This is a genomic window from Rickettsiella endosymbiont of Dermanyssus gallinae (assembly GCF_019285595.1).
Taxonomy (GTDB): domain Bacteria; phylum Pseudomonadota; class Gammaproteobacteria; order Diplorickettsiales; family Diplorickettsiaceae; genus Rickettsiella_B.
In genome coordinates, this window is sequence record NZ_CP079094.1 from 79,681 (window position 1) to 105,759 (window position 26,079).

The 26,079-nt window shown below is 37.7% G+C and carries 27 protein-coding genes and 1 tRNA gene; 22 read left to right on the plus strand and 6 right to left on the minus strand.

What is annotated here, in order from left to right; translation table 11 throughout:
* Positions 1-257: 257 nt before the first annotated feature.
* The 3 genes from KX723_RS00390 to KX723_RS00400 all read right to left on the minus strand — a co-directional run bounded on the left by KX723_RS00390 (position 258) and on the right by KX723_RS00400 (position 1,613).
* A tRNA-Thr gene (locus tag KX723_RS00390) sits at positions 258-333 on the minus strand.
* A gap of 66 nt (positions 334-399) precedes the next feature.
* Positions 400-1,296: a tyrosine-type recombinase/integrase gene (locus KX723_RS00395; protein WP_246562465.1), complete on the minus strand. Its 897-nt coding sequence runs from the start codon at positions 1,294-1,296 to the stop codon at positions 400-402.
* Positions 1,281-1,613, minus strand: a complete 333-nt coding sequence (locus tag KX723_RS00400; protein WP_218814174.1) for a helix-turn-helix domain-containing protein — start codon at positions 1,611-1,613, stop codon at positions 1,281-1,283. Before KX723_RS00400 ends, KX723_RS00395 begins: the two co-directional genes overlap by 16 nt.
* A 251-nt stretch (positions 1,614-1,864) precedes the next feature.
* Between KX723_RS00400 and KX723_RS00405 the strand changes: the two genes are divergently transcribed.
* The 6 genes from KX723_RS00405 (at position 1,865) to KX723_RS00425 (ending at position 6,650) form a co-directional block, all read left to right on the plus strand.
* On the plus strand, positions 1,865-2,704 hold the full coding sequence (locus tag KX723_RS00405; protein WP_218814175.1) for a helix-turn-helix domain-containing protein: 840 nt from the start codon (positions 1,865-1,867) through the stop codon (positions 2,702-2,704).
* 78 nt (positions 2,705-2,782) lie between these two features.
* Entirely contained in the window at positions 2,783-3,250 is a 468-nt protein-coding gene (locus KX723_RS00410; RefSeq protein WP_218814176.1) for a hypothetical protein, read from the plus strand.
* Positions 3,247-5,061, plus strand: a complete 1,815-nt coding sequence (locus tag KX723_RS00415; RefSeq protein WP_218814177.1) for an AAA family ATPase — start codon at positions 3,247-3,249, stop codon at positions 5,059-5,061. Before KX723_RS00410 ends, KX723_RS00415 begins: the two co-directional genes overlap by 4 nt.
* 182 nt (positions 5,062-5,243) lie before the next feature.
* The gene (locus KX723_RS00420) at positions 5,244-5,447 is read left to right on the plus strand and encodes a hypothetical protein (protein WP_218814178.1); all 204 of its coding nucleotides are present in this window, start codon (positions 5,244-5,246) and stop codon (positions 5,445-5,447) included.
* Position 5,448: 1 nt separating this feature from the next.
* Positions 5,449-5,628, plus strand: coding sequence for an NrdR family transcriptional regulator (locus KX723_RS09805; RefSeq protein ID WP_425516586.1), 180 nt, complete (start codon positions 5,449-5,451; stop codon positions 5,626-5,628).
* 134 nt (positions 5,629-5,762) lie between these two features.
* Positions 5,763-6,650, plus strand: a complete 888-nt coding sequence (locus tag KX723_RS00425) for an LAPAL motif-containing putative phage structural protein (RefSeq protein WP_218814179.1) — start codon at positions 5,763-5,765, stop codon at positions 6,648-6,650.
* A gap of 2 nt (positions 6,651-6,652) precedes the next feature.
* Here KX723_RS00425 and ssb read toward each other — a convergent pair whose 3' ends face one another.
* On the minus strand, positions 6,653-7,078 hold the full coding sequence (gene ssb, locus KX723_RS00430; protein ID WP_218814180.1) for a single-stranded DNA-binding protein: 426 nt from the start codon (positions 7,076-7,078) through the stop codon (positions 6,653-6,655).
* 307 nt (positions 7,079-7,385) lie between these two features.
* On the opposite strand from ssb, the gene KX723_RS00435 reads away from it, so the two are divergent.
* The 16 genes from KX723_RS00435 to KX723_RS09650 all read left to right on the plus strand — a co-directional run bounded on the left by KX723_RS00435 (position 7,386) and on the right by KX723_RS09650 (position 23,836).
* Positions 7,386-7,775 (plus strand): helix-turn-helix domain-containing protein, encoded by a 390-nt coding sequence (locus tag KX723_RS00435; protein ID WP_218814181.1) that lies wholly within the window; start codon positions 7,386-7,388, stop codon positions 7,773-7,775.
* A 231-nt stretch (positions 7,776-8,006) separates the two neighbouring features.
* Positions 8,007-8,306 (plus strand): hypothetical protein, encoded by a 300-nt coding sequence (locus tag KX723_RS00440; RefSeq protein ID WP_218814182.1) that lies wholly within the window; start codon positions 8,007-8,009, stop codon positions 8,304-8,306.
* A complete protein-coding gene (locus KX723_RS00445; RefSeq protein WP_218814183.1) occupies positions 8,303-8,500 on the plus strand; it encodes a hypothetical protein in 198 nt (65 codons plus the stop codon). The genes KX723_RS00440 and KX723_RS00445 overlap by 4 nt, the downstream gene beginning before the upstream one ends.
* Positions 8,497-10,068 (plus strand): portal protein, encoded by a 1,572-nt coding sequence (locus KX723_RS00450; protein WP_246562466.1) that lies wholly within the window; start codon positions 8,497-8,499, stop codon positions 10,066-10,068. The genes KX723_RS00445 and KX723_RS00450 overlap by 4 nt, the downstream gene beginning before the upstream one ends.
* Positions 10,065-10,328, plus strand: coding sequence for a hypothetical protein (locus KX723_RS00455; protein ID WP_218814184.1), 264 nt, complete (start codon positions 10,065-10,067; stop codon positions 10,326-10,328). The genes KX723_RS00450 and KX723_RS00455 overlap by 4 nt, the downstream gene beginning before the upstream one ends.
* A complete protein-coding gene (locus tag KX723_RS09640; RefSeq protein ID WP_246562467.1) occupies positions 10,309-10,971 on the plus strand; it encodes a hypothetical protein in 663 nt (220 codons plus the stop codon). The genes KX723_RS00455 and KX723_RS09640 overlap by 20 nt, the downstream gene beginning before the upstream one ends.
* 176 nt (positions 10,972-11,147) lie before the next feature.
* Positions 11,148-12,038 carry a phage capsid protein gene (locus KX723_RS09645; protein WP_246562468.1) on the plus strand — a complete coding sequence of 297 codons (891 nt, stop codon included), beginning with the start codon at positions 11,148-11,150 and terminating at the stop codon, positions 12,036-12,038.
* Positions 12,039-12,046: 8 nt separating this feature from the next.
* Positions 12,047-12,355: a hypothetical protein gene (locus KX723_RS00470; protein WP_218814185.1), complete on the plus strand. Its 309-nt coding sequence runs from the start codon at positions 12,047-12,049 to the stop codon at positions 12,353-12,355.
* 15 nt (positions 12,356-12,370) lie between these two features.
* Positions 12,371-12,958: a phage connector family protein gene (locus KX723_RS00475; protein WP_218814186.1), complete on the plus strand. Its 588-nt coding sequence runs from the start codon at positions 12,371-12,373 to the stop codon at positions 12,956-12,958.
* 3 nt (positions 12,959-12,961) lie between these two features.
* Positions 12,962-14,944: a phage tail protein gene (locus KX723_RS00480; protein ID WP_218814187.1), complete on the plus strand. Its 1,983-nt coding sequence runs from the start codon at positions 12,962-12,964 to the stop codon at positions 14,942-14,944.
* Positions 14,945-14,952: 8 nt separating this feature from the next.
* The gene (locus KX723_RS00485) at positions 14,953-15,387 is read left to right on the plus strand and encodes a hypothetical protein (protein ID WP_218814188.1); all 435 of its coding nucleotides are present in this window, start codon (positions 14,953-14,955) and stop codon (positions 15,385-15,387) included.
* Positions 15,387-17,465 (plus strand): hypothetical protein, encoded by a 2,079-nt coding sequence (locus tag KX723_RS00490; protein WP_218814189.1) that lies wholly within the window; start codon positions 15,387-15,389, stop codon positions 17,463-17,465. The genes KX723_RS00485 and KX723_RS00490 overlap by 1 nt, the downstream gene beginning before the upstream one ends.
* A gap of 2 nt (positions 17,466-17,467) precedes the next feature.
* On the plus strand, positions 17,468-18,796 hold the full coding sequence (locus KX723_RS00495) for a hypothetical protein (protein WP_218814190.1): 1,329 nt from the start codon (positions 17,468-17,470) through the stop codon (positions 18,794-18,796).
* Entirely contained in the window at positions 18,793-21,189 is a 2,397-nt protein-coding gene (locus tag KX723_RS00500) for a hypothetical protein (protein ID WP_218814191.1), read from the plus strand. Before KX723_RS00495 ends, KX723_RS00500 begins: the two co-directional genes overlap by 4 nt.
* A gap of 2 nt (positions 21,190-21,191) precedes the next feature.
* The gene (locus tag KX723_RS00505; protein ID WP_218814192.1) at positions 21,192-22,373 is read left to right on the plus strand and encodes a phage tail protein; all 1,182 of its coding nucleotides are present in this window, start codon (positions 21,192-21,194) and stop codon (positions 22,371-22,373) included.
* 2 nt (positions 22,374-22,375) lie between these two features.
* Positions 22,376-23,836: a hypothetical protein gene (locus KX723_RS09650; protein WP_246562469.1), complete on the plus strand. Its 1,461-nt coding sequence runs from the start codon at positions 22,376-22,378 to the stop codon at positions 23,834-23,836.
* Positions 23,837-24,102: 266 nt separating this feature from the next.
* Here KX723_RS09650 and KX723_RS00515 read toward each other — a convergent pair whose 3' ends face one another.
* Both KX723_RS00515 and KX723_RS00520 read right to left on the minus strand, forming a co-directional pair.
* Positions 24,103-25,170, minus strand: a complete 1,068-nt coding sequence (locus KX723_RS00515; RefSeq protein WP_218814193.1) for a PAS domain-containing sensor histidine kinase — start codon at positions 25,168-25,170, stop codon at positions 24,103-24,105.
* Positions 25,167-26,012: a hypothetical protein gene (locus KX723_RS00520; RefSeq protein ID WP_218814194.1), complete on the minus strand. Its 846-nt coding sequence runs from the start codon at positions 26,010-26,012 to the stop codon at positions 25,167-25,169. Before KX723_RS00520 ends, KX723_RS00515 begins: the two co-directional genes overlap by 4 nt.
* Positions 26,013-26,079: the final 67 nt, after the last annotated feature.

Genomic DNA, 26,079 nt, shown 5'->3' on the forward strand with positions numbered 1-26,079 from the left:
ATTATTTTATACTTATTATTAAGTAGTATTACACATTTAAAAATGTGAAAAGGGCACTTAAGGGGCAGTTGAGAAAAAAACAGTGTTTAATTTGTTCAATAAATGCGCGAAGTTAAAATGTAAATTAACTAAAGATTCTATTCAAAATAGGGAAGGCTTGTTTAGATTTATTGCTATTTATTTTTTCTAAGTGCCCCACTGTTGCCCTATGAAGCGATGATTTAAAGAAGAGAGATTAATTAAACCCTTGATTTAACTGGTGCCGAAACCAGGAGTCGAACCCGGGACCTACTGATTACAAATCAGTTGCTCTACCAGCTAAGCTATTTCGGCATGAACCTGAAAGACCCCGAATTGTAGTCAATTTGAGCGTAATTAGCAATTTACTGTTTAACCTTCTCATGATTGATGTACCAGTTTTGTACCAGCTACCCGCTCTGCGGCATTTCGTAAATGAGAGCTGCTTAAATGAGCGTAGCGTCCAACCATATCTAGGGAAGACCAACCACCCAGTTTCTGCAAATCATATAATGAAGTTCCATTTTGCACATGCCATGATGCCCAGGTATGACGTAAATCATGCCAACGGAAATCTTCGATCCCCACTCGCTTTAGGGCTTTACGCCAAGCTTTAGTATTACACTGTCTTATAGGATTTCCTTTATAAGTAAATACAAATTCATCATGCTTAAATAATTGCTTTCTTAAAATAGAAATAGCATCAGAATTTAGAGGAACGGCAATAGATACTTTGCTTTTAGATTCTTTTGCAGGAATAGAAGCGTGTCGCTCGTCTAAATTAACGTTTTTCCATCGCAACCTTAATACATTGGCTTGTCTTAAGCCCGTGGCTAGGGAAAACGCAGCTAAGTCAGCCAAATGTGTAGGAAGCTCCTGTAATAGCTTTTTAGCTTCTTCTTTCGTTAGCCAGCGTTCACGTTCTTCACCTTCATAACGCATAGAAACTTCAGGCGCTTTATCAATCCATTTCCATTCTTGTTCTGCTTTTCTGAGAATTGACCGTAAAAGTGCTAGTAACCGATTAACGGTAGCAGCAGATACTTCGGTTTTTTCTTTTTTTTCGGCTATTTCTTCAATCATTTCACTTGTTATTTCACTGAGCTTTTTATTCTTTAGGTGAGGTTCAACCCAATTCAATTGCTGTATATCGTTCTTTAAACTTCGTTTATGGGCTGATACCTTTAACCATTTAACAACGGCCTCTTGCCATAGTTTCTCTGGTTTTTCACCTAATTTGCGTTGACGCCATAGATCGGCTTTTAATCGATCATGCAATTCTTGCGCCGCTGCTTTGTTTGCCGTCCCAGTAGATAGTTGTATTCTCTTTCCATTTTGACAAAATCTGATCCACCAGATGTTATTGCGTTTACAGAGTGCCATAATTTTTCTCTCCTCTTGTTAGAGACACCCTGCGGTATTTTGCAGGGTTGATCGTAAAGTGAACGAATGTAATTAGCAAGGTCTTCTTCTAGGAAGCACCAGCGTTTACCTGGCTTTGCTGCTGGGATTTTCCCATTAGCTACCAATCTTCTAAGTCCTTCTGGGTTCATCTTTAGAAACTGAGCCGCTTCCTCAAGATCAAAGGTTTTCATGGTTTCTGCTCCTTAACTTCGACGGTTGCATCTTTTTCTCCATATATGTGAATAGGTAATTTTTTCATATCCATGAACGTATTTATCCTTGATAAGCTGGTTAAGAACCAAATCAATATTTTTATTATAAAAAAGGTAATAGTTTTTTATCTTTCTACTAATAGATTACGCGAAAATTTTAATACCCTGGTCATAAATTTATTGGGTAGTCTTTATAGATACTGTGTAATAACAAAGGGGAGCGAATACACATGGAGCATGATGTTTTTGAACTTTTCTTAAGAGAATGCAAAACACAAGAAAAAGCGGCTGATATTCTCAAGGTTTCTCAATCTTATATCAGTAAAATGCGTAGTGGTGAAAGAAAAATTTGCTTTGATCTTGCAAAAAAAATTACTGATTACTTACAAAAGAAATTAGATGTAGTAATTTCTCCTGAAAAATTGATTTCTCGTATTGAAAAAAATAAAAAAGAACTTTCTAATTCTACCTTATTCTATAATATTCCGATTAAATTTAGTCCTATCAATTTAGAAATAATAAAAACATCGTTTGATAAAAATTGTCCTCAAAGTAATGAAAAAATAGACCTAGAGAGATTTATTATTGTTGATGAGTTTTATTATTTAATTTCAGATGAAGAAACTTATTTTCATTATTTAAATTCAAATAAGAAAATAGTTAAGGGATGTAAAATTTGTTTACAAAAATTAATCAATATGGGATTAGATAAATCTATTATTGCATATATTTCTAATACATTTGATCTAATAGAGCGTACAAAAATTGCACAAAGGGTTGAGGGTTTAGCGGGGAATCGACGTGGAAAACCACTTAAAAAAGGTCTTAATGTGGATAATTTACCACATTTGGTACTTCCAAGAGGGGTAAAGACACGAGACTTTGCTGCTGACCTTTGTGGTCTCGGTGAAGGTACCTATCGAAAACTTAAAAAAATCATCGAACACGATGACGAAGGATTGATTGATCAAGTTCGATGCGAAGAAATCACCCCCCATGCCGCCTATCAAAAAATCCTAACAATAGAACCCAAACCTTCTTTTTCATTCCCTTCATCTTTTAACCGTTAATAAGGAGACCCTATGCCATTTTATACCTTTATTTTCAACCAGCCATCTAACCCACTTTCACTTTTGAGGAGCTATTTTATGAAAATGAATGACAACTATATGTTTGATATAAAAAGAACAAGGGATGAATTTATCTTAAGACTATTTTCTCTAGACCTTAAAGAAAGATTGCTCTTAGGAAGTATTTATGAACAACCTGAAATTAGCTGTTTGGGTTATTTAGAATATAAAAACATTTTTATAGACAATATGTTAGGCCTATTAAAGTCCGATTTAATACACTGTGTAAATAAACTGTGTCAATACGATTTTTTAATGTATGACCCTCATTTTAATTTACTGTATTTGAATGACTATCTAATAAGATTCCCTTTAAAAAATGCCAATGAAGGACAAAAAGTAGAGAGACATTTTTATAAGCTTACTAAAAAAGTTAATTTTTATCCTATTTTAGCCTGTGATTTATTAAAGATGCCTTTTTTAACCAAATCCTTTCGTAGAAACCTTAAAGAATATTTATACGATTTAATGGATGAAAGCAAATGAGTAATCCCGCTTGCTACTCATCCCAAGCTGAACAAGCGATCATAGGTAGTTTATTACTGGATAACACTACCTGGGATGACGTACAACAAAAACAACTAACGTTTAAAGACTTTTATCGAAGAGAGCATCAAGTTCTCTTCGATCTTATTTCTAAAAAGTTAGTCCAGGGCGAATGTATTGATGCCTTAATGCTCCAGGATGAAATAAAGCTAATCCCAGAATTAAAAGACTTAAACATCGAGCTTTACGTTTTAGAGCTACTAAGGCAAACCTACCGTACCTCCAATATTACTTCTTATGCAGAAATAGTTAAGGAGCATTCACAACGTCGACAGTTTAAGGAGGTATTGGGTTACCTTGATAAACATGCGAATGAAGGTGACATAAAAACGTTGGTTCAACAGGCTCATCAAGAACTAGCACACTTAGTTTATGCACCCTTACCAGAGCATCACGGCATTTCTTATCAACGTTTCCTTGATATTGAACCACAGGCGATTAATTGGCTATGGCCGAATCAAATTGCTCGAGGAAAAGTATCCATTATTGCTGGCAATCCTGGTTTAGGGAAATCACAAATTACCGCGTATATGGCCGCAGTTGTTTCGAGCGGCGGTGTTTGGCCAGTAGAACAAACCCAATGCCAATCGGGGGGTGTTATTTTTCTTTCGGCAGAAGATGATCCTGCCGATACCATCAGGCCGCGTTTAGAAGCAGTAGGTGCTTATTTAAACAAAGTTTATATTATCAAGCTCGTTAAAAATAAAAAACAAGACAAAGAAGTTAAGCGCAGTTTTAATCTTAAAACAGACTTACCTAATTTAGAGAAATTGCTGAACGAGTTAAAAGATATTGCACTGATTATCATTGATCCCATTACGGCTTATTTAGGTCAAACAGACAGTTATAACAATGCTGAAGTGAGAAACTTACTGATGCCATTAAGTGATCTGGCCGCTAAGTATAACGTCGCTGTCGTGGCAGTTTCCCATCTCAATAAAAACTCAGGACAAGACCCGTTATTGCGAGTAGCTGGCAGTTTGGCTTTTGTAGCCGCAGCACGCACGGCGTTTGTGGTGACTCATGACCCAAATGATAAAAAGCGCCGTTTTTTATTTCCTGTCAAAAACAATATTGCTGAAGATAAAAACGGCTTTGCTTTTTCGATTCAATCTTGTTGGTTAGATAATAACCAATTCGGCAGTTCAAAGATTGTTTGGGAAGACGAAATGATTAGCGAAGAGGTTATGAACACCATGAGTTCATCCAGCGAACCGGAAGATAACAGCATATTAAAAGAAGCAATAGATTTTCTGAGTAATGAGTTGGCTTATAGCGCGCGAAGCGTTAGTCAGTTAAAGAAAGCGACGAATGAATATGGCCTCTCTTGGGCAAGTGTCATTAGAGCAAAAACAGCTTTAAGGATTATTCCCAAAAAATCAGCTTTTACAGGCGGATGGATGTGGTCTTTACCGGACGAGCTTAAAAAGGACAATCAGCAGAATAAGTTGGTTCCTTTTAAAGAGCCTATTTCTGATTTATCGAAGGAGATCAAAAATCCTAATACAAAAAACTTGATCTCCTTGATCTCCTTCGGAGAAGAAGATCACCTTGGGCAAGATTTAAACAAAATAGAGGATGAAATAGAGCAAAATTTAAACACAAACAACGTAGTGGTCGAAGAAGATCAAGGAGATCAAATTATTTGTGAAGGGGATATTGATCATCTTCAGCAAAATTTGAACAGTTCGGAAAACGAACAAGATTTTTATATCGATATACAACAAGGGGAAGATAACGATGCGTACTAATCTACTTACTCATATTAATCCTTTATTCAAACACGTAAGAGGTAAATTTATGTTCATTGTAAAGTTACTACACGAGGTAATACGTTATCCGGTGCAATTGCGGCAAAATTACAAAGAAAGAAAATTGCTCAAGAAAAGAGACAAAAAATTTGCCGACATAATGAAAAGGATTATTAAGTAGTATGACGCCGCATACAAAACGGATTTTTGAGACCCTAGATAAGTTTGTAACGAATTACCGACGGGGCTATCAAATCAAATATATTCGGTTAAAACCAGACGATTATAAATTAGTGGTTAAATCCTTACCGTATTACCAGAAATTAAGTGCGGAGAAAAAAGGCTATTTTGATTATCGAGATTTTACTGTGATACCGGAGAAATAAAATGCGATGTATTAATCCAAGCTGTAATTATCCCAAGACCTCTGTTAAGAATTCACGGCGTATGTACGAAGGCAGAATGCACCGTAGACGCCACTTTTGCCATAAGTGCAATACACGCTATACCACTTATGAAACAATCTTATCTGATGGAGGTACAGCGCCACATTGGTTTGATTTTTAATACCTATTATTGTACTGAAGAGACCTACAACATTTTCTAAGATACTTTGATAAATTTTAAGAGCAAAATAGTGATAGAATTTTCTAGGATTTTAAAAGGATTGAATAGAAAAAATGATAAAGAGGATTGAATGCTTGGAAGATGTTAGTAACTTTACTATTAAATTAGGTGGCAAAAATAGTATAGATGCGGAAGCATTTAACAATATTATACAAAATACTGTTTCATTAATGAAAAGAAGCGCCTCGATAGCCGCGCCAGATGCCTTTTTAAGAGTAGAGATTAATGGTAATTCACAAGGTTCTTTTCTAACGTCCTTAGCTATCATCATAAAAGATAACCCTACATTATTTCATCATGGTAAAGAAATTATAGGGTTGGGAGTGCTTATCTTAGGAGGGTTCTATAACTATTTAAAAATTAAACAGCACTTAAAGGGGGAAAAAGAAAAAAGTATAAACTTCAATGTTGTACATAATATAACAGTTATTATCAATAAAGATAATGAAACGCTAAAGGTAGATACACCTTCCGCAAAAAAATACTTTGAAAATAATGAAATAGAAACCTTGGTTTCGTCAATATTTTCAGAAGCAAAGAAAGAAAATAGAACTTCCTTTGAGTTAATACCTAGTAAGGAAAGTAAATTAAAACCATTAACTATAAAAGGTTCCGATTTCGATAATATGGCGAAAGAGATTGTTGATAATAAAGAGTCAATAACGCACATAGTACAACCGCCAAGCAATGCGAATTGGCTTATAAAGCAACCTGACTTTATAGGAGATTCACAGTGGGTTTTTATTTATAATAAAACGATAAAAGCTAGTATAAAGGATAAGGTATTTTTAGATAAAATTAAATCCGGACAGATAAAATTAGGGGCTAATTATTATCTACATTGCTCTTTCCAATTGGAATATGATCTAATAAACATGAACGAGGCTAAAAAAGATAGTGAAAAATATACTGTCCTTGAAGTCTTTGAGGTTATAGAGCCTAAACAGAAAGAACTTTTTTAATTTCAAAAAGGAATCTCATCATCAATATTTTCCTCTAATTCGTCAGGCGTAGACGGTAATGTAGTAGAAGGATCAGCAGATTTATCTGTTCTGCTATCTAGCATCTGTAGTTCTTTACACACAATTTCGGTTATAAAATGGTCTTGGCCGTCGCTTTTGTCCTGCCATTTACGTGTTTGTAATTTACCCTCAATGTAAACTTTAGCCCCTTTTTTTAAATAATCGCGGGCAATTTCAGCCAGGCGCTGAAATAATACAATACGATGCCATTCGGTTTTTTCTTGTTTTTCGCCGGTTTGCTTATCCTTCCATGCATCACTCGTCGCCAAACTAAACGTAGTCATAAGTTGGTTATTAGATATTACTTTTACATCAGGGTCTGCGCCTAAATTTCCCACTAAAATAACCTTATTAATGCCTCTTGCCATAAAACATCCTAATAAAACAAGAGATCACATTGTATTTTTTAAAACTATAGAAGAAAATATACCGGATAAAGTAACTATTATTTTTAATTTCAATCTTCCATACTCACTTAGTTCATTCTCACTATTTGTAAAAAGTATGGATAAAAATAAGGTTCCTTTAAGTAACGCTCCTTGTTCCTCCGAATCTTCGGGTTCGGAGTCTATTTATGTGCGAATAGCCAGAGAGCATGACCGAACAAGCTATCACGTGGCTAGAAAAAATTTCATGGGGGATGTTACGCCACTTTATGTCGACACGGGTAGATAAATGCCGGCGGGTCGCCCTACAAAACTAACACCTGAAATAGCGAAATCTATCATCCATGATCTAGCACAATTGATACCCTATGGCTCGGTCGCACAAGCGCATGGCATTACGCGTAACACCTTATATAAATGGATTACGAAGGGTTTAGACGAAGCAGAGATAGGGAAAGTATCGCCATTTTCACAGTTTTCCATAGCGATTAAAAAAAATGAATGTCATTCGATTAAAACATTGTTAGACATTATTCGCTCTGGTGAAAAAGGCTGGCAGTCTTGCGCTTGGATTTTAGAGCGCCGTTTTGCATCTGAATTTTCTTTAGGCGCGCCAGAGTTAGCGCAATTAAAGCAAGATATTGAAGAATTAAAAAAGATGATAAATGAAAATGACTAAACACCGGAGAGTTAAAAGTGGAAAAATTAGATAAAGCGGCACGTTTAAAAAAACGTTTTATAGCCATCCATGATGGATTAACCGAAACCTTAGAAAAACTACGAAAAAGAAAATAACTTGATTGCGGTTTTTCTATTTTATAACCGAGGCATCGGTAAGTATGGAATATTTAGCTTTAGTAAGGAGTTAGTACATTGTGCGTTGCTCTGTTATCAAGGTGACTACTGTGTTTTGTTTGAAATTTCTCCCTTTGGTTTTATTTATCGTATTTTAAAAAGTAATGACGTAAATAAAAATTTAAACGCTATTAAAAAATTACCTTGCTTGAGTGCTTTTATTGCTGTGATGGTTAAAGAAAAGAAAAAAATCAAAGAATGGCCTATCAAATGGTATACCTGCAACGAAGTGTGCCGTTATTTTAGTGGCGTGGCGATTGGATGGACATTTAACCCTAAGCATTTATATAACAAATTATTGAGTCATCAAAAGAAGCGCAACTACGAACTATTAGCCCATTGGAGACGCACATGAGTGGTGGTGGTGGCAGTCATGAGAGTGATGAAGCTAACCGCTTAGCTGACGAGCAACTACGTCTGCAAAAGGAAGAATTAGAGCAAAAACGCGAGGCGGTTTTCAAAGAGCGTATGGCTATTCTCCAAGGCCAGGGCGCGCAGCAGTTCAACAACCCAGATAATCCTAATCCACCACAGCAGATTATCCAATGAACTTTGCTACCTTGTATGCTCGATATGAAGAAAGCAAGCGGTACAAAGACAATTGGTTAGCTTTATACAATGATTTGTACACGTTTGTGATACCGAACCGTGACGCGTTTAATATCAAATTTAATTTTCAGGACGGAGGAAAGCCTACAGGACTGCAAATGTGGGATAATACGGCGCTTTTAAGCGCTTATCAGCGCGCCAATGATCTACATGGGCTGTTATTGCCACAAGACCGTGTATGGGGGAAATTGAGCCTTGATCCGCGTCTTGTCAAAGAAGATCACATCTCTGAATTACAGCCGGTTATTGATGAGGTCAATGATCGCTTATTTTTTTACTTAAACCAATCGAATCTAGCGAGGATGGTAGCATCCAGTAATCTTGATCTGGTGGGGGGTACGGCTGCTTTGTGGGTCGAATCGATCGATGATGTCACGCCACTCTATTTTCGTTCTATTCCGGCCATTTCCCTTGTCATCGAGTACAGTACCGATGATGTGTTAAATACTTGTTGGTACCAATGTCGTATGAGCGGCAGAAAAATAGCGGAGGATTTTCCAAAGTACAAAAATAAGCGTCGATTATTGGAAGAGCCGAGTAACTTATTTGTCGTGATTTATGGACAAATTAAATTAAGAGAAGACAAATTTTATATCTATGCCATATTAGAAGATGACCCATTCACGCCATTATGGGAAAGCGAACGCGATTATAATCAAATCATTATTTATCGAGACCGTGTGAGACCAGGTGAATGTGAAGGGCGAGGTATCGGTATCGATTTATTACCGACGATTCGTGACCTCAATCGGGTGATTGAATATAGCCGTAAGAATCTCGCGTTTAAAGCCAATCCACCCTTATTTTATGATGTGGACAAATATTTTAATCCGCATATGGTTAGACAGTGGGCTGGTGCGTTAATTGCTAGAAATCCAAACGGTAGAAATCCATTAGAAGCGCTGCAATTACCGGAATATCCAGAAATCATAGAGCACATCCGTGATTTAAGACAAGTGATTCGAGATGGTTTTCAAGTTGACCCTATCGGAGAAATCAATACACCCGTTAAATCAGCGACGGAAGTGTCTATCCGAGAAAACAGAGCGCAGCGTACCAGTGCGACGGATATCTCACGTTTAATTAATGAATTACCTAAACAGATTTTTACTATCAGTGCAAAAATCTTAGCTAAACGACGTTTGCTTTCTCAAGATAGAAGTGTGAGCGGTATTAATTCACATTTATTGCGCTTTGATTTCCAAAGCCCACTCTATGATCTGCAAAAACAAGATGACTTAAGCCATTTTACGATGATGGCACAGATTCTCCAGCAGTTTGGTGGCGAAGGCGCTGTACTGACAGCAACGAAGATGGAGGAAGTCTTACCTTTCTTAGCAGACAAACTCAACTTACCCAGTAAGCTAATGAAATCTAAAGAAGAATTTGCCGGTTTTCTACAGCGTATGGCTCAACAAATTCAACAATCACAGACACCACAATTACCGTCACCTTCAACAAGTGCAAGTCCGATTTCTATTCCAAGTCCTTCACAGGTGCAATTTTGATAGAAAAACTGAATACCTTATTAAGCGCAAGAAAAATTAGCAAAGAACAACATGATTTATATCTCTTATTTACTCAGCCTTTAGGCGCTGAGTTTTTAAAAAATAAGCTCATGAGTGTTGCTATGGAAGAATCACCTCGTCCTACGAATGCTGCTTTTGCCTGGACGGATGGTAGGCGTTCGGTTTTGCGTGACTGGCACAATACCATTAATCATATTGACTATCTTTTGGAGGAAAAGTGTGGAAACAACGAATCATGAAATAGGCGCTATAGCTGAAGAAACGACAACGGCTGAAGAACCTAAACTTTACGCCGGGAAATATAAAAGTGTTGGAGAATTAGAAAAAGCCTATAAAAACAGCGCCACGGTATTTAATGAAAATAAAACTTTGAAAGAAAAATTAAAAAGCCATGAGGTGCCGGAAAATTATAGCCTTCCTGACGTTAGCTTGCCGGAAAACGTATTAAAAGAAATGCAATCTTTAGCTAAAACAGCTAGATTAAGTCAGGAACAGTTTAACAAAACCTTGACTGTGATGCAGGAGCAGCAACAACAAGAAAAAGCCCGAAAGGAAGAGAGAAAAAAATTACTCGGCGATAACTTTAAGATAGCCGAAGATTATGTCACAAAAAATTATCTTCCCGCTTTCCACAATCCCATTTTAAATACCCTGCTTGGAGATGAAATTGCTATGTCAGATGCCATGAAACACCGTGAACAATTACTCAATAGCCAAGTGCCTGGTTTGGGCAGTCAACGTGCTAATTTAACTGATTCTGATGATGGGAAAAATGAATTACTAAAAATAGCCGCAGAATATAGACAGAATCCAAACGACAAAAATAGAAAACGCTATATTAATATTGCCAGTGAAGTGGCTGATGCAAAACGTAAGCATTAATTAAAGTAAGCGCTATATTCAGTATCTTGAACCTTTTGCTATAAAAAATATAATAGCGTTATCTGCTTAAAAAGCCCATTTGGAACCTTTTTAGTGGATCGAAGCATTATCAGCCCCTCTATTGTTAGATTGGGCAACCTGATAGATGAAATTATTTTTATTTATCAGGTTGTTTTATGTCCGAAATTAATTTAGATACTGCATGCCAGCTCTTTGCATCTGAAGTCACACTACAATATCAAAACCGCTTAAAGTTACAGGATACGATTGAAGAACGTCATGGCCTGCGAGGTACACAATTAAATGTACCTGTGTCTGACTTGCTGGAAATGAATCAAACGAACTTTACATCGTCAGATATTTTCGTTACGCCCGTTAATGAAACCAATGTACAAGTACCCACGCATGATTACCACTTAAAAACTGTAATAGGGGGTGGTGAAAAGACCCTATTTAATTTTGATAAAATTCTGGATCACGCTAGGCTGCACGCAAAGGCAGCCGCTCGTCTCACCGACTACATAAAAATCAATGCTATTTTTAGTGATCCCGCCTTTATCAAAGGTGATATTTATACCGTGCCTGTCGACGTAGGTATTAATACAGGTCTTAATGAAGAAAAATATGCACTAACGATTTCTTATTTAGAAAGTCAAGACGTGGATGTACACGATCTGGAAGTCAGTACTTGGCCACCAGCTCTGCTCAAACCTTCATTATTTGCCGATAAACAAGTTACGAGTTCTTTCTATAATGATACGAAACCTCTTACGAATAATAAAATTAAAGTCTACTTAGACATTGATTTTCGATTCATGGGGCAGAACGGAATTAACAGCATTCCGCGTGTTCCTGATGAAAAAGGATTATTTCAATACCTCGTGCCTGTTGTTCATAAAGACGCGATCATCCAGGGCTATAACCGTGACATTAACACGAGTATCACCTGGTTACCGAACCAAGATCGCTGGGAATTACTCACGTTTTTAACCAGTGGTGCCAAAATCATTCAACCGCGTGGAATTGCATTAATTACCGCGAATCAAAAATTTACTAAAAACCCTTAGAGGATGTCATGCCCAGTACACCGAATACATCAAATTTTATAACCTTCGCGCCCACAACAGGGGGGCTGACAGGCACAGCAGGCGCTATTTTTACAGCCAGTACGGAAGATGATGAGGCAACGATTACTAAAGCGGGTTATATCAATGATCTTTTTATAAGAAAAGTCGTTAAGGATTATGACGTCATCCTTATTAATTATGCTTCAGGTAAAAATAGTGCTTTGTTTTCAGTCAAAAATATGGCGAAAGAAGGTGATCCGCCCCAGGCACAATTAATTAAGGTCGCAGAACCTAAACCGCCTACGCCGCCTAAATAAAGAAGAATCAATACGATGGCTCTCCCTTTTTCAAAGCTAACGGTGATTAATCAAGCCTTATTAGCGCTTGGTTTATTGCCGGTTGCGAATGAAAAAGAAAGTGATGCGGCAAAGTTTATCTCAGAAAAGCTAGACAGCTTATTACCGATATTGTTACTGAGTGAAACTTGGTGTTTTGCGGTGAAATATCGCCAAGATAATACACCGATTACGCAAAACTTTTCGCCTGATTACAGCTATACCTATCAATTACCATTTGACTATGGACGTTTTATAAAATTAGCAGGACATCGGTTTAATTTAAGGTTTATTTTAGACTTTGAGATAGTCGATAACCTAATTCTAACCAACAATAAGCCGTTTTCATATTACTATCTGGCCAATACGATGGACTATCGTATTTTACCGCCCCTTTTTGCACGTACTTTAGCGTTATATGCGGCGGCTGATTCTGCGATTTCGCTGACACAAAATGTTCAATTAGCCAATTTACTTACTACGCAATACCAACAAGAAAAAATGAATGCGTTGCTACTCAACAATATGGAACGAGATATCAAAAGCGCACCGTTTAATGATTTTGATCGTGTGATGCGGGTGTAATGAATGGCGACAGAATTAATCCGCCAAACGATGTTTACGAGTGGTGAAGTTGACCCCGCGCACTATCATCGTACGGACTTTAGAGATTATCTCACGGCGGCTCAATCCCTTTTAAATGTGGAGGTCGGTACCACGGGTCTTGCTAAGAAAAGAAAAGGATCAGCCTTTGTAATCAACACCAAAAATAGCGATCCCAATGCTAAGTTATACGGCTTTCAAGATAAAAATAACCAGTTTTATATGTTGATAAGCTTAGAAAAGGCGTTTGATATTTATCGACTTGACCCAGGAGATAAGATTGTATTTTTACAGACACTAACAACGCCTTATCCATCATCTGAACTCAACGATCTCGATTTTACACTCGATAATGATTCACTTATTTTAGTACATAAAGATTATCCACCCGCACGTATTACCATCAAGGATTACAGTAAATCCTTATTTATCTATGAGGTTTTAAATCTCTATCCATTACCCTCTTATGATTTCGGGGATGTGGTTTATAGCGGCGGTATACTTGGTATCGCGGGTGACGCGCATACCATCACCGTGAGTATAACTAATACACCAGGTTTTACGAATGATTGGATAGGTGGTCAAATTATTGGCGGCGGAACTTCTGCACTCTCGCCTTTAGGTTATGCGATTATTACTCAGGTGGGTTACCAAGGTAGTACGGTTTATTTTACCGGAAAAGTTCAAATTCCCTTTTTAATTAATGGTGCATCAACCTCGCCTACACAATATTCAATTAGAAAACCGGCTTTCTCTGCGACGATGGGCTACCCCAGTAAGGTTATTTTCTTTCAAAATCGACTCTGGTTTGCCAATACAAAAACCCTTAACAATACGATTTTTGGATCAAAAATTAACCAGCCAATTAACTATGATGTGGGAATCGGTCAAGATACGGATGCGATTATTTATTCTCTAGGACAAAGTGATTCTGGGGGAATCGTGTGGATGAATGGCGGTAAGCAACTAGAAATATATACCGCTAATTATGAATTTGTTGCACCACAAGAACAAAACGTAGGGCTGACACCTTCAACTTTTTGTGTACGGCAACAGTCAGCCTATGGTGTTTCTAATCGACTCAAGCCAGTTAGTTATCTCAATGATAGTTATTATCTCAATAAAACCGGCAATGCGATCATTAATTTCCGCTTTCAAGGCATTGGACAGAGTTATTTAGCCAGTAATATAAGTCAAGCTTCAAGTCACTTAGTAAAAAATCCGATAAAAGCGGTGTTATTGCGTGGTACGGATCAATCCCAAGATAATTTTATTTATTTTTTAAATCCCGATCACAGTATTACTGCTTTTCAATTTGCACATGAGGTTAATTTAGCGGCTTTAACGCCCATTTTATTTCAAGAAAAGGTTGAGATACAGGATATTGTAGCTATCGATAACACCATCTATCTGTTAAAAAACTATAAGAATAGTCAACAAACAGTCTTAGAAAAGATGGACGAAAGCGTAAAAATAGATGGCTATGAGATAAAACAACTGACAGAAAGTGGTCAGGTTGACGGTTTAGATCGGTTTGAAAATTTAAGCGTACAAGTCATTTTTGACAATCAGGATTATGGTATTTATCCCGTTACATCGGGAAAAATCCAGATTAAAAACCCTGAGCAAAAAAGTGGTTCTTGTTTTGTGGGTCTACTTTATCCGGTGGAAATAAAGTCGATGTATTTTTATGCGGGGTCTTCCCATGCGGATTTAATGAAACAAACCACTAAGATTTATGTGGAGTATTTTCAATCGTTAAATTTTTATATCAATGAAAAATTAGTGACGTATCAAACGTTTACCGATATTCAACAAGGAAAAGGTTTAGTCGCCAGTTCAGGCACAGCGATAACAACCCCTGTCTTCGGTTGGAATCGCGATAAAACTTTTTCTATTACTCAACATGCGCCTTTTGATTTACGGATTACGGCGATTGCGTATCAAGTCACGGCCTCAATGATTTAGGAGTATGAATGCCGCAAGCGAGTTTACTTATTTTGGCAACGGCCGCCGCGACAATGGAGGTCGGAAAAGGTGTGATGGAAATGCAAGCATCCAAAGCACAAGAAAGTGCGCTGGATTTACAGGCCAAGCAGAATCAATTGCAGTATCAACAGCAAACTTTAAGTAATTTAGATAGCTTAGATAAGGTGATTCAACACCAAACCGCACAAATGACAACACGGGGTGTCGCTTTTTCATCACCCAGCTTTAATGCCATTCAACGTAACACCACAAACATTGCGGCCAAACAACAAAAAAATCTGGATATTCAAAAAAGTATTTTGGATGCCAATATCGATATCGAAAAACGTAACGTGAAAAACAGTTTGTTTGGCCAGTTGTTTGGTGATGCGGCAGGTACAGCGATGTCGTTTGGACAATTGCAAGGGATGAGACCTAAATAATGGCAGAAGCCTTTTCCCAATTTCAAGATGAAGTACCTATTATTCGCGATACGCCAGTCGCCAGTCGCGCGAAAGGTTTGGAGGCTATAGGACAATCGTTAGGAAATGTGTCACAAGGCTTAATGCAAACCACAGCCCGTCTTGAACAGGAAAAAAGCAGTGCATTATTGCTACAAGCAACCAGCAGTGCCGATCAGATAAAAAGTGATGCGCTGTTAAAGTTAAAAACACACCCACAATTAGCCAGCAAAATCGCCCAAGATACTCAACAACAACTCGATAATATAAAAAATAACACGCCAGTGAATGCAAAAACCAAAGGTCAACTAGACTATTTGCTGCAATCGAGTTTTCAGCACGTTAGCAACCAAGCTCAATTAACCGAGTACGATACCCATCAAGTTAAATTACAAAGTCAGTTTTATACGGAGTGGCCGAATGTTTTAAAAGACCTTTACGCCTCCGTTTCTGATGACAAAGTATTTCAGCAAAAGGTAGATATTGCCCATCAAACGGTTGAAAACGCGTTATTAGGTCGAATTATTAGCCCTCAGCAAGGGGGTGTTTTATTTAAAACCTTGTCCCATACACTCGATAGTTTGCACGAGTTACATCAACTACAACAAAACTCTGATGCACGGTCGAGTCATTTACAGATTGCACTCGCATCACCGTTTGCACAAAACATCGATAAATCTAATACACCGATTGCTCAAGATACACGGTTTTTGCAAATGCACTATGATAATGATTTGACATTGCAAGGGATTAAATCGGATTTAGTGAAAAGCCATGCGATTAATCCATTGGCATGGATGAAACTAACGCCAAACCATCTTAATGAGGTGGTTTTATTTAGCCAAGGTGTACAAAAAGCGCAAGGTCTCTTTAATAACGGTGAGAATTGGCAGTTACTCAAGCAACGTTATGATCAATTAAGCACAAAAGAGGGATTACTAACCCAATCTGAAAAAGGTGAAAGAGCCGCTTTGCAGCATCTAGTGAATGGTTTTACCTCTGGCGATTATGCTCAAATCATTCAACAGACACCGCAAGGTCAAGCTATTTTTAAGGATTACGCACAAAATTATAATGGCGTCGATCCTAAAGCCGCGTATAACGACTATATCTCACGATCAGTGCAACTGGGTCATGCCATGCACATCGATAATCACTTTATCCAACCGATCCCTAATGATCTTAAGATGCAGGCGCAATCTTCTTTTATGCAAGGTGCTGATCCCGATGGTTTATTACAAGTCTTAGAGCATCACGATCCACAAAATAAAGTGTATGTTGCAGCCAGTTTACAAAAACCCTTACAACAAGAAGTCGCTTATACCGTCGGTGAATTACAAGGCAATACCGATCCTGCTTTTTTAAGACAACTGATTTTAGCTAATCAAACGGGGCAGGACTTTTCAGCTATTAGTATTGCGAATGCAAAAAATTCTAATGTTAGTGATAAAAGTTTAAAAAATCTTGTGGTTGCCAAACTGAATGAAACTAATTCGGATATTTTTAACTATATTGACCAATCGGGTGATCCTTCACGTACTTTAAGCATCGTTAATATGGCAACTAATTATGTGAAATATCAGGGATTAGTTCACAATGATCTGGCATTAAAAAATGTCTATGAGTATCTACAAAATTTTAATGATCATTTTTATAAAGCGTATCAGGTTACCAGTGGTGCTGATTACAGCTTCAATTTAAACGCACTCAATCTCACACCAGGTGAAGCAGGCCGTTTAGCGGAGCATGTGCGCGACGAAGCCTATCAAGCATTAGGTTTTCATATCACCCCAATTAACACGCCAATTCGGGAAACACCTTTAGAAAAAGCACAGGATATTGCTATGGATTCAGCCGGTTTACCGACGACTCAGGCGTTCAAAGAAGGTTGGGCAGACATGAAAAATCACATCAGCGAATTTTTTAATTTGGATCGTAATCCTATAACAATCACTAATACGCCTGATGGCTTAATCATCGCTACGGATGCAGCCGGCCATGTGATTTATTCGCAACCATTTACCGATAGCTTAGTGGCTTATGCACATAAGGAACAATAATTATGCTATTAAGTAATGCGGTTGTTAAGTCAGACTTTAGAGAAAAATATCAACAACAAGCTGAATTTACGCCGCCGAGTTACAGCGCTTCTATTTCAGGTAATTTCTTAAAGCAACTGATTGAACCTGAAGTGGCTATTGAAAAAATAGCACCCTTAGTCGGATTGCATCCGCATTTTTCCTCACTGGATGATATTTACGAGGCGATTAATCAGGTGACGGAAACATCAGGGTTGCCAATAACACAACAAGTCGGTAATGGGATTGCTTCTTTACTAGGCTTTGCCTTAAATCCGATCAATATTGCGTTAGGCTATGGGGGCGGATTACTGGCAAAAGGAGCTATTAAAGGGATTTCAGCGTTGGCACCTGAGTTTTTATCCAATGTGGCTGGAAAAACCATTACAAAATTATCCACTGAAACTGTTGGTTCATTAGGCGAAAAAGCATTAACCGGTAGCAGCATAGCGGCTATTTCATTATTACCGCAGGAGCTTGCCGAATCCATTACACCAGAAAATAAAGTGGATGTGTCGCATTTCATTAAAACGATGAGTATCGCTGGCGGTTTTGGTTTAGCGCTAGGGGCGATTCCCTTTGCAGCCAGTGTGATTCGTTCTAAATTCTTCAATCACTCAGAAGCAATCGTGACACCTGAAGAAAAAACGTGGTATCAAGATTATCAAAAAAATCCAAATGATCCGGAATTAGCTCAACGTGCGGCTGATATACTTAAAAAAAATCAGCCGGATATTGTGATTAATTCGGCTAATAAAGTGACGGTGCCACTATTAACACCTAACGATATCAAAGCCTTACAGTCAGTCATACCGGAGGAATTATTAGCGAGAGAAGATATCGATAACCCTGCTGTGTTATCCGATTTCATCCAAAAAAATGCGTTGGATCGTTTAAAACAAAATCCAACACTTTCTGAAGGATTGAAAGGCATTCTCAATGAACTGGAAAGTAAGGGAGAGAAAGGCTGGAAACCGTTTTTGTCGAATATCATTAATCATATTGATTCCGGCTCGGAACCTTTAGCTAACCCTAATGCGGTTAAGGATTATTTAAAACAGCGTATAGAAAATCAGTGGCCTGATAGCCAACGTGTCGAACAGAATGCACGTGATGTGACAGAACGCTTAAAAGCACATCAAGATAGCTTAAAAGAAGAGATAACCGACCTATCCGCAATGGCCTCTCAGCATGTTGAAGACAGCGAGCTTGCCAAAGAAGCACAACCCGCCTTAAAAAAATACCAGGAGTTTAAAAATAAAACGAAGGTATTTAGTGCATTTATGCAGTGTCTACAAGGACGTTTAACATGAAAAATCAACATTGCTTTGATGAAGCATTAAAACACCTTGATCATTTTAGCAAAGAGGATTTACAGGCTTATGTGAATGATGTTTTAACCAAAGCGAAAAGCTACGATAGTTTACGTAGTCAAGCAGCCATCAATAGGGCGATTAAAGCGGTTAATCAAGCCCATCTTCAATCTTTTTTTGAAAATGCCTTGGTGACGCAAAACAATATTCGTAAATTTGACGCCTTAGCAAAAACGCTTAAAGAAAAATCCATCGATCTGCGATCCATCATTGCACAGCGTTACACCAATCTTGCCGATAATCTCCCCGCACATCAAAAAGCTGCACAACAGCGCTTATTTAAGTCTTTGTTTCAGGGAATGTCCGATGAAGAATTAAGTTTTTTACAAAACAAAGATAGCGATATTTCGATTGCCCGTGCCTTGGATGGTAAAGCCGCACCCGAACTTGCCAAGAAGCTCGCTAAACGAATCGAAGATTATATCAAGGTACGAAACCCTGAATTAATTATTTCCAATGCGTTGCGTTTACGTGAAGTCAATACCGATCGCTTTGTTCGTGCTGTACATGATCAGGGGTTAGTAAATTATGGGGGCAGAAGTGCAGGTAATAGTTTAAAAAATTTATTTAAAAATACAGAGGACAAAGCCAAGCTATTTAAAGCCTCAAAGCTTCGTTGGACTCAGTTTATTAAATCAAATCTTGATCTTGAAAAAACCTTTGTGGGTACCGATGCCATCGATACCGAAGGCAACATTATTCATGCCGAAATCGATAAGCGCTTAGATTCTATCTTCAATAACATTATCACGGGCAAAAGTGAAATCTTTACCCGTTCTGAAGTGGCCAATGATCGCGAAGCGGTAAAAAGAAAATCCCGACTATTTTTTTATTGGAAAGATCATGAATCTTTTTTAAATTACAGTCGCGAATATGGCAAAGGTAATCTATTTCAAGCATTAGTGGGTGATCTCAATGCGTCTTCTAGTCGTATTGGGTTAGCTGAATTAATGGGGGATTCCCCCTTATCCGTCTATAACGATCTGCGCCAGGTTCAACAAGAAAAAAATCCCAAAGGTGCATTGTGGTACAAACATACGGAGATGGTGTTAAAACAAGCACTACAGCAAGATCAAACAGTCGTAAGCCCTACATTGGCAGCATTTGGCGCGAATACACGCTCGTTAGGTGCGATTGCGCGATTACCTACCATTGTTTTAAGAAGTATACCTGATGCCAGTTATATTGCTTCTTTTGCTCAGCGCTGGGGAAATGATTACTTCAAAAGTTTGGCTTATACATTAGGTCATACCTTTGATCGTTTTACCGATGCCGAGAGAACGTTCATTGCCAAACAATTCAAACTTTTAGCGGATAGCCACTTAGGTTATATGGCACGTTTTGCTGATCTGACGAATGGAACGGAGCTTGTTCACAAAGTCACGACCGGATTTTTTAGGGCTAATTTGCTTGAATCTTTCGATAAAGGTAACCGTCATTCGTTGATGCACCTTATCGCTAAAGGTCTTTACGAACAACGTAACCGTTCCTGGAAGAGTTTAAAAATCGAGACACGGTTTCAATTAGAAAAATACGGGTTAAACCAAAAAGAATGGGATTTACTGCGAACCAAAAATCAACAAGGTTTATTTACTACCGCTAATGTTGATGCGGTGACAGATGCAGAATTAAAACAACTGTATGGTAGTAGCAAGCCCTTCTATGAAATGCGAAATGATTTAACGCGCAAGGTCTTTTCTATTTTTTCCACGGTGGCTGATAATGCCGTACTCGTGCCTGATAACTTTACCAAAGCCTTTATGTATTACGGTACACGGCCTGGCACGGTGTTAGGTGAAATCATGCGCATGGTCATGCAGTTTAAAGGTTTTGCGATAAATTTTGCCGACAAAGTGTTACTACAAGGCTATCAAGATGCCCGAAATACCCAAATGCGGTTGCGTTGGGGATTATCTCTCGTTGCCGGTACCTTGCCTTTAAGTTATCTCTCCAATTATTTCGATAATCTGGCACATGGTAAAAGCATGCCGTTGTTTTCTGCTATGAATCGACAAGAAAAAACCGATTATTTAATTAATTTAGTCCAGCCGAATTTAGGGATTTTCATGCAGGTATTTGATCCCAAGTACCAAGATAAAAAACTACTACAAAATTTATTTTCTTCGCCAAGTATCAATTTTTTATCGAGTGTTGGGGCGTTAGGTGCATCGACAGTGACTTTAAATCCGAAAAAAGCCGGTAAGAACCTCAAGAACATGGCAAAAAACATTTTACCCATCGATACCATGCCGGTGATAGGGCCTTATTTTAATCAACTGCTTGGTGATAAATCCTATTTAGAACCAGGACAGAAAATGTATTACGGACAATAACATTGCTAAAAAGTTATTTACCCCAACAAAGAACAAAAGATCAGCCTATTGCCGATGGTAAAACGTCTGTCTTCAATTACAGCTTTTTAATTCTAAAGCCAGAAGATATCGCCGTTTTAGTAACCAACCCTGGAGATATAGCCAATCCTGATAAAGATCGAAAAGTTTTAAATCAAGATTATATCGTGCAAAATATGGGAACGATGACAGGCGGTACCATTACTTTTTTGAAAGAAAAAATACCGATGGTCGGTGCAATCGTGACGCTGACACGACAAATGGAAGTCAGTATAGAGACGGAATTTGGTAATGCACAAACCTTTAATGGTCATACCTTAGATGCCGCGTTTGAACGGGTATTGCTCATCATGCAGCAATTTCAAACCCAATTAGATACCGACAGTTTGCAGTATGTCATTAACAGTTATTTACCGTCTAATACATCTAATCAACTACCTATACTCACAGGACAAGATAACCAAGTTTGGATCAGTCGAAATGGACAGATTATTACGGCAAAAATTGAAAACTCGGATATCAGTACCCTACGTTCAGAGCTTGCCAGTCAAGCGCCGAATGGAGGTGATGGCACTAGTTTAATTGGTTATTACGACCCACTACAAAAAACAGGAGGCAAATTACAAGCATTCTTAAGTCAGTTGCAAAATAGTTTAATCCAAATGCAACAAGACCTTGAGAAAAAAATAGATGCCTTAGCCCTTGCGTCTATTAAACCAGGCGATTTTATCTTAACCGGCGCACATATCACCGAACGCCAAGGGTTTTTCTTAATGGATCATCGTGAGGCCAATCGAATAGAAGATGCAGCACTTTTTGAGGCCATCGGCACACAATTTGGTGAAGGGGATGGAAAAACGACCTTTAATGTTCCTGATTTTTGTCGCCGTACCTTGGTTGGTGCGGGGGGAACTGCTACGGCTATTTTAAATAGTCTCGTCGGCAGTGTAGGCGGTGAAGAAGTACACACGATGACGCTCGATGAGTTAGTAGCGCATACCCATGCTTACAGCAGCATGATTAATAAAGCGCATACTTTTCAAAATGGCCCTAACGCACCCACCGGCGATAGTTGGGGTTCATTCCCCACGTCTTCTGCTGGCGGTAGTAAACCTTTTAACATTATACAGCCTTCTTTAGTCGTCAATGGATTTATAAAAAGATAGCCATGCACCTCGCGCCTTTAAAAAAAGAAATTAACCACCTGAAGCTTAGTTTTCAAAAACGGTCGCATGACAAATTTACCTGGGAGCGGGATGAGAAAAATAACTTAAATCTATATTTTGGAAAGACAGAGCGTATTACTTTACCCGTTGTAAGTTTCAGGCTGTATCAACAGGAAACACAACACAAATTATTTATTGAAAACTACAAACGTTTTTTCTTGGTTCGGCCTAGACGTTCAGGGAAAGAGATTGAGTCTTGGAATCTCTTAATTCAGGGTGCGCTAATACAGCCTGGTTTGTATTTGATGATTTATCCGACCAATGTGAGGGCAAAATTAGTCCTGTGGGAAGGTGCAGTTTTCTTAAATGATAGCCATGAGGGTCAAAGTGTACGTTTTCTCGATATGATTCCTAAACGTTGTATTAAACGTATCAATAATCAAGATATGACCATCCAGCTTATTAACGGAGCTGTCATTCGTGTGCTAGGGTCGGATATCGACCCTGACAAGCTCAGAGGGGTCAATGTGTTAGGTGCTGTCTTCTCCGAATATGCCTTTTCTGATCCCAGAGTATTACATATTTTAATGCCCGTATTTCGTCAAAATAACGGCTGGTTTATTCTACAAACGACGTTTAATGGGATGAACCACGCCTACCGTTATTTGCAATCGATCAAAACTAATCCGGCCTGGGTCTGGCGCGTAAACAGTGTAGAAGATTTAAAAGATGAAGCGGGTAATCGGTATATTACCGATGAGATGATCGACGAAGATAGAAAAGCCGGTATGCCAGAATACCTTATACAACAGGAGTATTACTCGGCGATTACCGTGCAGCATGAGCGTTTATATTTTTCAAGGGAAATTCAAAACATGGATGAGAATAAGCGGATTATTCCTGACCTAATATTACCTAATGTGTCTGTATACGCTTTCTATGATTTAGGGGTTAATGATTCCACCGCCGTGATTTTAGCCCAATTCGATCATCTGAATAATCCGGTTATTATTAATTATGTAGAAGCTAACAATCATCCCATACAATATTACGTTAATGAAGCGCATCGTTTTTGCACAAAGCATCACTTGAGATTACACAGTCATTTTTTGCCGCATGATGGTAAAAGCCGTGATAAAGCTACTGCAAAAAGCACGCAAGATATTCTACAAGAATTAGGCGAAATGGCTTATTGTGTGTCCAAGCCACAACGTAAAATCGATGCAATCAATCTCATGCGACGAATGCTTTATCGGACGAAGTTTAATAAAGAAAATACAGAACGATTAATTGACTGTCTTTCTAACTATTCCAAAGTCTTTGATGAGAAAAATAATATCTATAAGGATCATCCGTTGCACGATTGGACGTCACATGGAGTGGATGCTTTTCAAACACTGACTTTAGCGATTGAGCATCAGATGATTCGAGAGGCGCCACTCGAAATTGTTTACTATGCTTAAATTAATTTAATAATGGTCATTATGTTTACTTCTATTTACTCAACATTAAGAAAAGTGTATTTAATCGGAATCGTCATAAACACACTTATGCTTTTTGGTTGCGCGCCATTTCAGGTGAATTTACCCGGGTCTTGTTCTATCTTCTCTAATCCCGAAACGTCACAATCGCCACAACACGACACGCCGGCAGAAAAAGAGAAGAAAGGGTTTTTTAGAAAATAGCTTTTAAATTATTCCAAACCAATTGCCTTTTTTGTTACTTATCCCTAATGTAACAAAGGTATCTCTATTTCAAAGGTTGAGCCGTTTCCTAAGCTACTCGTTAAACTGATTTTCCCATTAAGTTCTTCTACATATTTTTTGGTAAGATATAGCCCCATTCCAGTTCCTGTAAAAACTGGACTTTTATAAGAAGGTTTAATTTTTACAAATTTGTCGAATATGCGTGCGTGGTCATCCTCATTAATGCCTATACCCGTATCAGATACTGTTATTTTTAACTTATCTGTTTTTTCAAAAGATAAAGTAACCTTACCTTCAGGGGTAAACTTAACTGCATTAGATAGAAGATTAGTTAAAATTTGTTTCAATCGAATTTTATCAGTAACAATTTCTCCTATATTTTTATCAACATTTAACTCAAAATTTAATTTTTCCATATAAATAGATGGAGTTATAAGCTCTTGCATTTCTATAGCGAATTTATATAAATTTATTTTATCTTTTTTGATAATGTCTATTTCGTTTTCATCAAGTGCATGTAGACCGGCATTTAGTATCTCTAATACTTGAGTACCGCACTCACTGATCATCTTTCCATACGTTCGCACATCTTCAGGTGTTTTTAATGATCCCATTTCTTGAAGTTGAGCAAGCCCTACAATACCTGAAAAAGGTGTTCGCATGTCATGAGCCATATTCATTGTAAAGGCTTGTTTAGCCCTTTCAGCTATTTCACCCCGTTTTTTTTCAGTTATATCTAAAGCTAACCCAAGAATAGCAAGCAATTTACCACTAGAAGACAACAAAGGCTTTCTACGTGTAAAAAAATACTTTTCTTGATAAGTCTCTTCACCCGATAATTCCTTTTTTGATTTTATAATCTCTTGGCAGCATTCCCAGCTATATTTATCCCAATAACCAATATGTTTTCCTACATAATCCTTAAGGTCTTTCAAATTTAATGTGTCTAACATCCGTTGATTGCCCCATAGCACGTAACCTTCCGGATCAACTACAAAAACGTTTCCAGGTAGTAAACTAAGTAAATTTTCTGTAATATTAGCTTCAAGAGGTCCTAATGAGTGTAATACGCTATAAATATCGGTTGTCATCGAGTATATCTCCTATCTCCGTAAGAATTTGATTTTAAATCTCCCCATCTTTCCCTGCATTTAGAAAAAAAGAACGTATCCATACTTCTAACACGATGGGCTAATTTACCAGATAAAACAGAAAATGCACTATGTCTCTTTTCAAAGGAATATTTTAGCCAAGGTAAAGAATGTTCTGCGGATTGAAATAAATGGTTATAGGTATATTCAACTGCTTTATTCTTACCTCCAGGATAAGTAATAAAATCTAAATCTTGTTTAAGTAACGGTCCCCAAATAGCTGACTCTTCTAATAAATAATTTTTTGCTGCATCAAAGCATGATTCAAAATTAGGGGGATTCGCTATTTCTTTATGTCGATATAGAAGTTTGTCGGCATAGCTTTTAGAAAGTTCATCTACAATACCTCTAAATGCCGCGTCAGTTTGGTATAAATGACTAACTTTAGCAAAAGCGTCTTTATAATCCTTTTTACCTATTACATTATCCCAGTATACGATTTGGAAGTCGATTTTTATATCCAACTGAAAGGTTAATGCTTTTCTATTGTTCTTTACCCAATGACTACCTTTTTCTATAGCTAGCTTTTTAATTTCATTAGGTGATAATTGCGTGTTTAAACCTACATAATGACGCTGTAAAAAATCGGTCAGAATAATAACTAGTTTTTTTACACCGTGTTTCTTATTAAGATTATTAATACAATTAGTAAAGGACTCAAATTTATCTCCCGATTGCGATGGTTGATCCATACTAATGACATTTACAATAGAGAGGTTTTTTTTATTAGGATTTTTACGAAAAAAATCATTCATCCCATGTATTTTTGCTTTTATTCTCATATATTATTATTTTAATGTTAATTAAGATTAAGTTTAAGTAAATTACATTTTTGGTAAAAGATATGTA

Excerpts from the sequence above, each read along its gene's own strand:
- KX723_RS00480 (WP_218814187.1), top strand. The coding sequence starts at position 12,962 with ATGGCGACAGAATTAATCCGCCAAACGATGTTTACGAGTGGTGAAGTT.
- KX723_RS00435 (WP_218814181.1), top strand. The coding sequence starts at position 7,386 with ATGCCGGCGGGTCGCCCTACAAAACTAACACCTGAAATAGCGAAATCT.
- KX723_RS00520 (WP_218814194.1), bottom strand. The coding sequence starts at position 26,012 with ATGAGAATAAAAGCAAAAATACATGGGATGAATGATTTTTTTCGTAAA.
- KX723_RS00515 (WP_218814193.1), bottom strand. The coding sequence starts at position 25,170 with ATGACAACCGATATTTATAGCGTATTACACTCATTAGGACCTCTTGAA.
- KX723_RS00400 (WP_218814174.1), bottom strand. The coding sequence starts at position 1,613 with ATGAAAACCTTTGATCTTGAGGAAGCGGCTCAGTTTCTAAAGATGAAC.
- KX723_RS09650 (WP_246562469.1), top strand. The coding sequence starts at position 22,376 with ATGCACCTCGCGCCTTTAAAAAAAGAAATTAACCACCTGAAGCTTAGT.
- KX723_RS00450 (WP_246562466.1), top strand. The coding sequence starts at position 8,497 with ATGAACTTTGCTACCTTGTATGCTCGATATGAAGAAAGCAAGCGGTAC.
- KX723_RS00410 (WP_218814176.1), top strand. The coding sequence starts at position 2,783 with ATGAAAATGAATGACAACTATATGTTTGATATAAAAAGAACAAGGGAT.
- KX723_RS00405 (WP_218814175.1), top strand. The coding sequence starts at position 1,865 with ATGGAGCATGATGTTTTTGAACTTTTCTTAAGAGAATGCAAAACACAA.
- KX723_RS09645 (WP_246562468.1), top strand. The coding sequence starts at position 11,148 with ATGTCCGAAATTAATTTAGATACTGCATGCCAGCTCTTTGCATCTGAA.
- KX723_RS00500 (WP_218814191.1), top strand. The coding sequence starts at position 18,793 with ATGAAAAATCAACATTGCTTTGATGAAGCATTAAAACACCTTGATCAT.
- KX723_RS00470 (WP_218814185.1), top strand. The coding sequence starts at position 12,047 with ATGCCCAGTACACCGAATACATCAAATTTTATAACCTTCGCGCCCACA.
- KX723_RS09805 (WP_425516586.1), top strand. The coding sequence starts at position 5,449 with ATGCGATGTATTAATCCAAGCTGTAATTATCCCAAGACCTCTGTTAAG.
- KX723_RS00415 (WP_218814177.1), top strand. The coding sequence starts at position 3,247 with ATGAGTAATCCCGCTTGCTACTCATCCCAAGCTGAACAAGCGATCATA.
- ssb (WP_218814180.1), bottom strand. The coding sequence starts at position 7,078 with ATGGCAAGAGGCATTAATAAGGTTATTTTAGTGGGAAATTTAGGCGCA.
- KX723_RS00445 (WP_218814183.1), top strand. The coding sequence starts at position 8,303 with ATGAGTGGTGGTGGTGGCAGTCATGAGAGTGATGAAGCTAACCGCTTA.
- KX723_RS00495 (WP_218814190.1), top strand. The coding sequence starts at position 17,468 with ATGCTATTAAGTAATGCGGTTGTTAAGTCAGACTTTAGAGAAAAATAT.
- KX723_RS00475 (WP_218814186.1), top strand. The coding sequence starts at position 12,371 with ATGGCTCTCCCTTTTTCAAAGCTAACGGTGATTAATCAAGCCTTATTA.
- KX723_RS00485 (WP_218814188.1), top strand. The coding sequence starts at position 14,953 with ATGCCGCAAGCGAGTTTACTTATTTTGGCAACGGCCGCCGCGACAATG.
- KX723_RS00490 (WP_218814189.1), top strand. The coding sequence starts at position 15,387 with ATGGCAGAAGCCTTTTCCCAATTTCAAGATGAAGTACCTATTATTCGC.
- KX723_RS00420 (WP_218814178.1), top strand. The coding sequence starts at position 5,244 with ATGACGCCGCATACAAAACGGATTTTTGAGACCCTAGATAAGTTTGTA.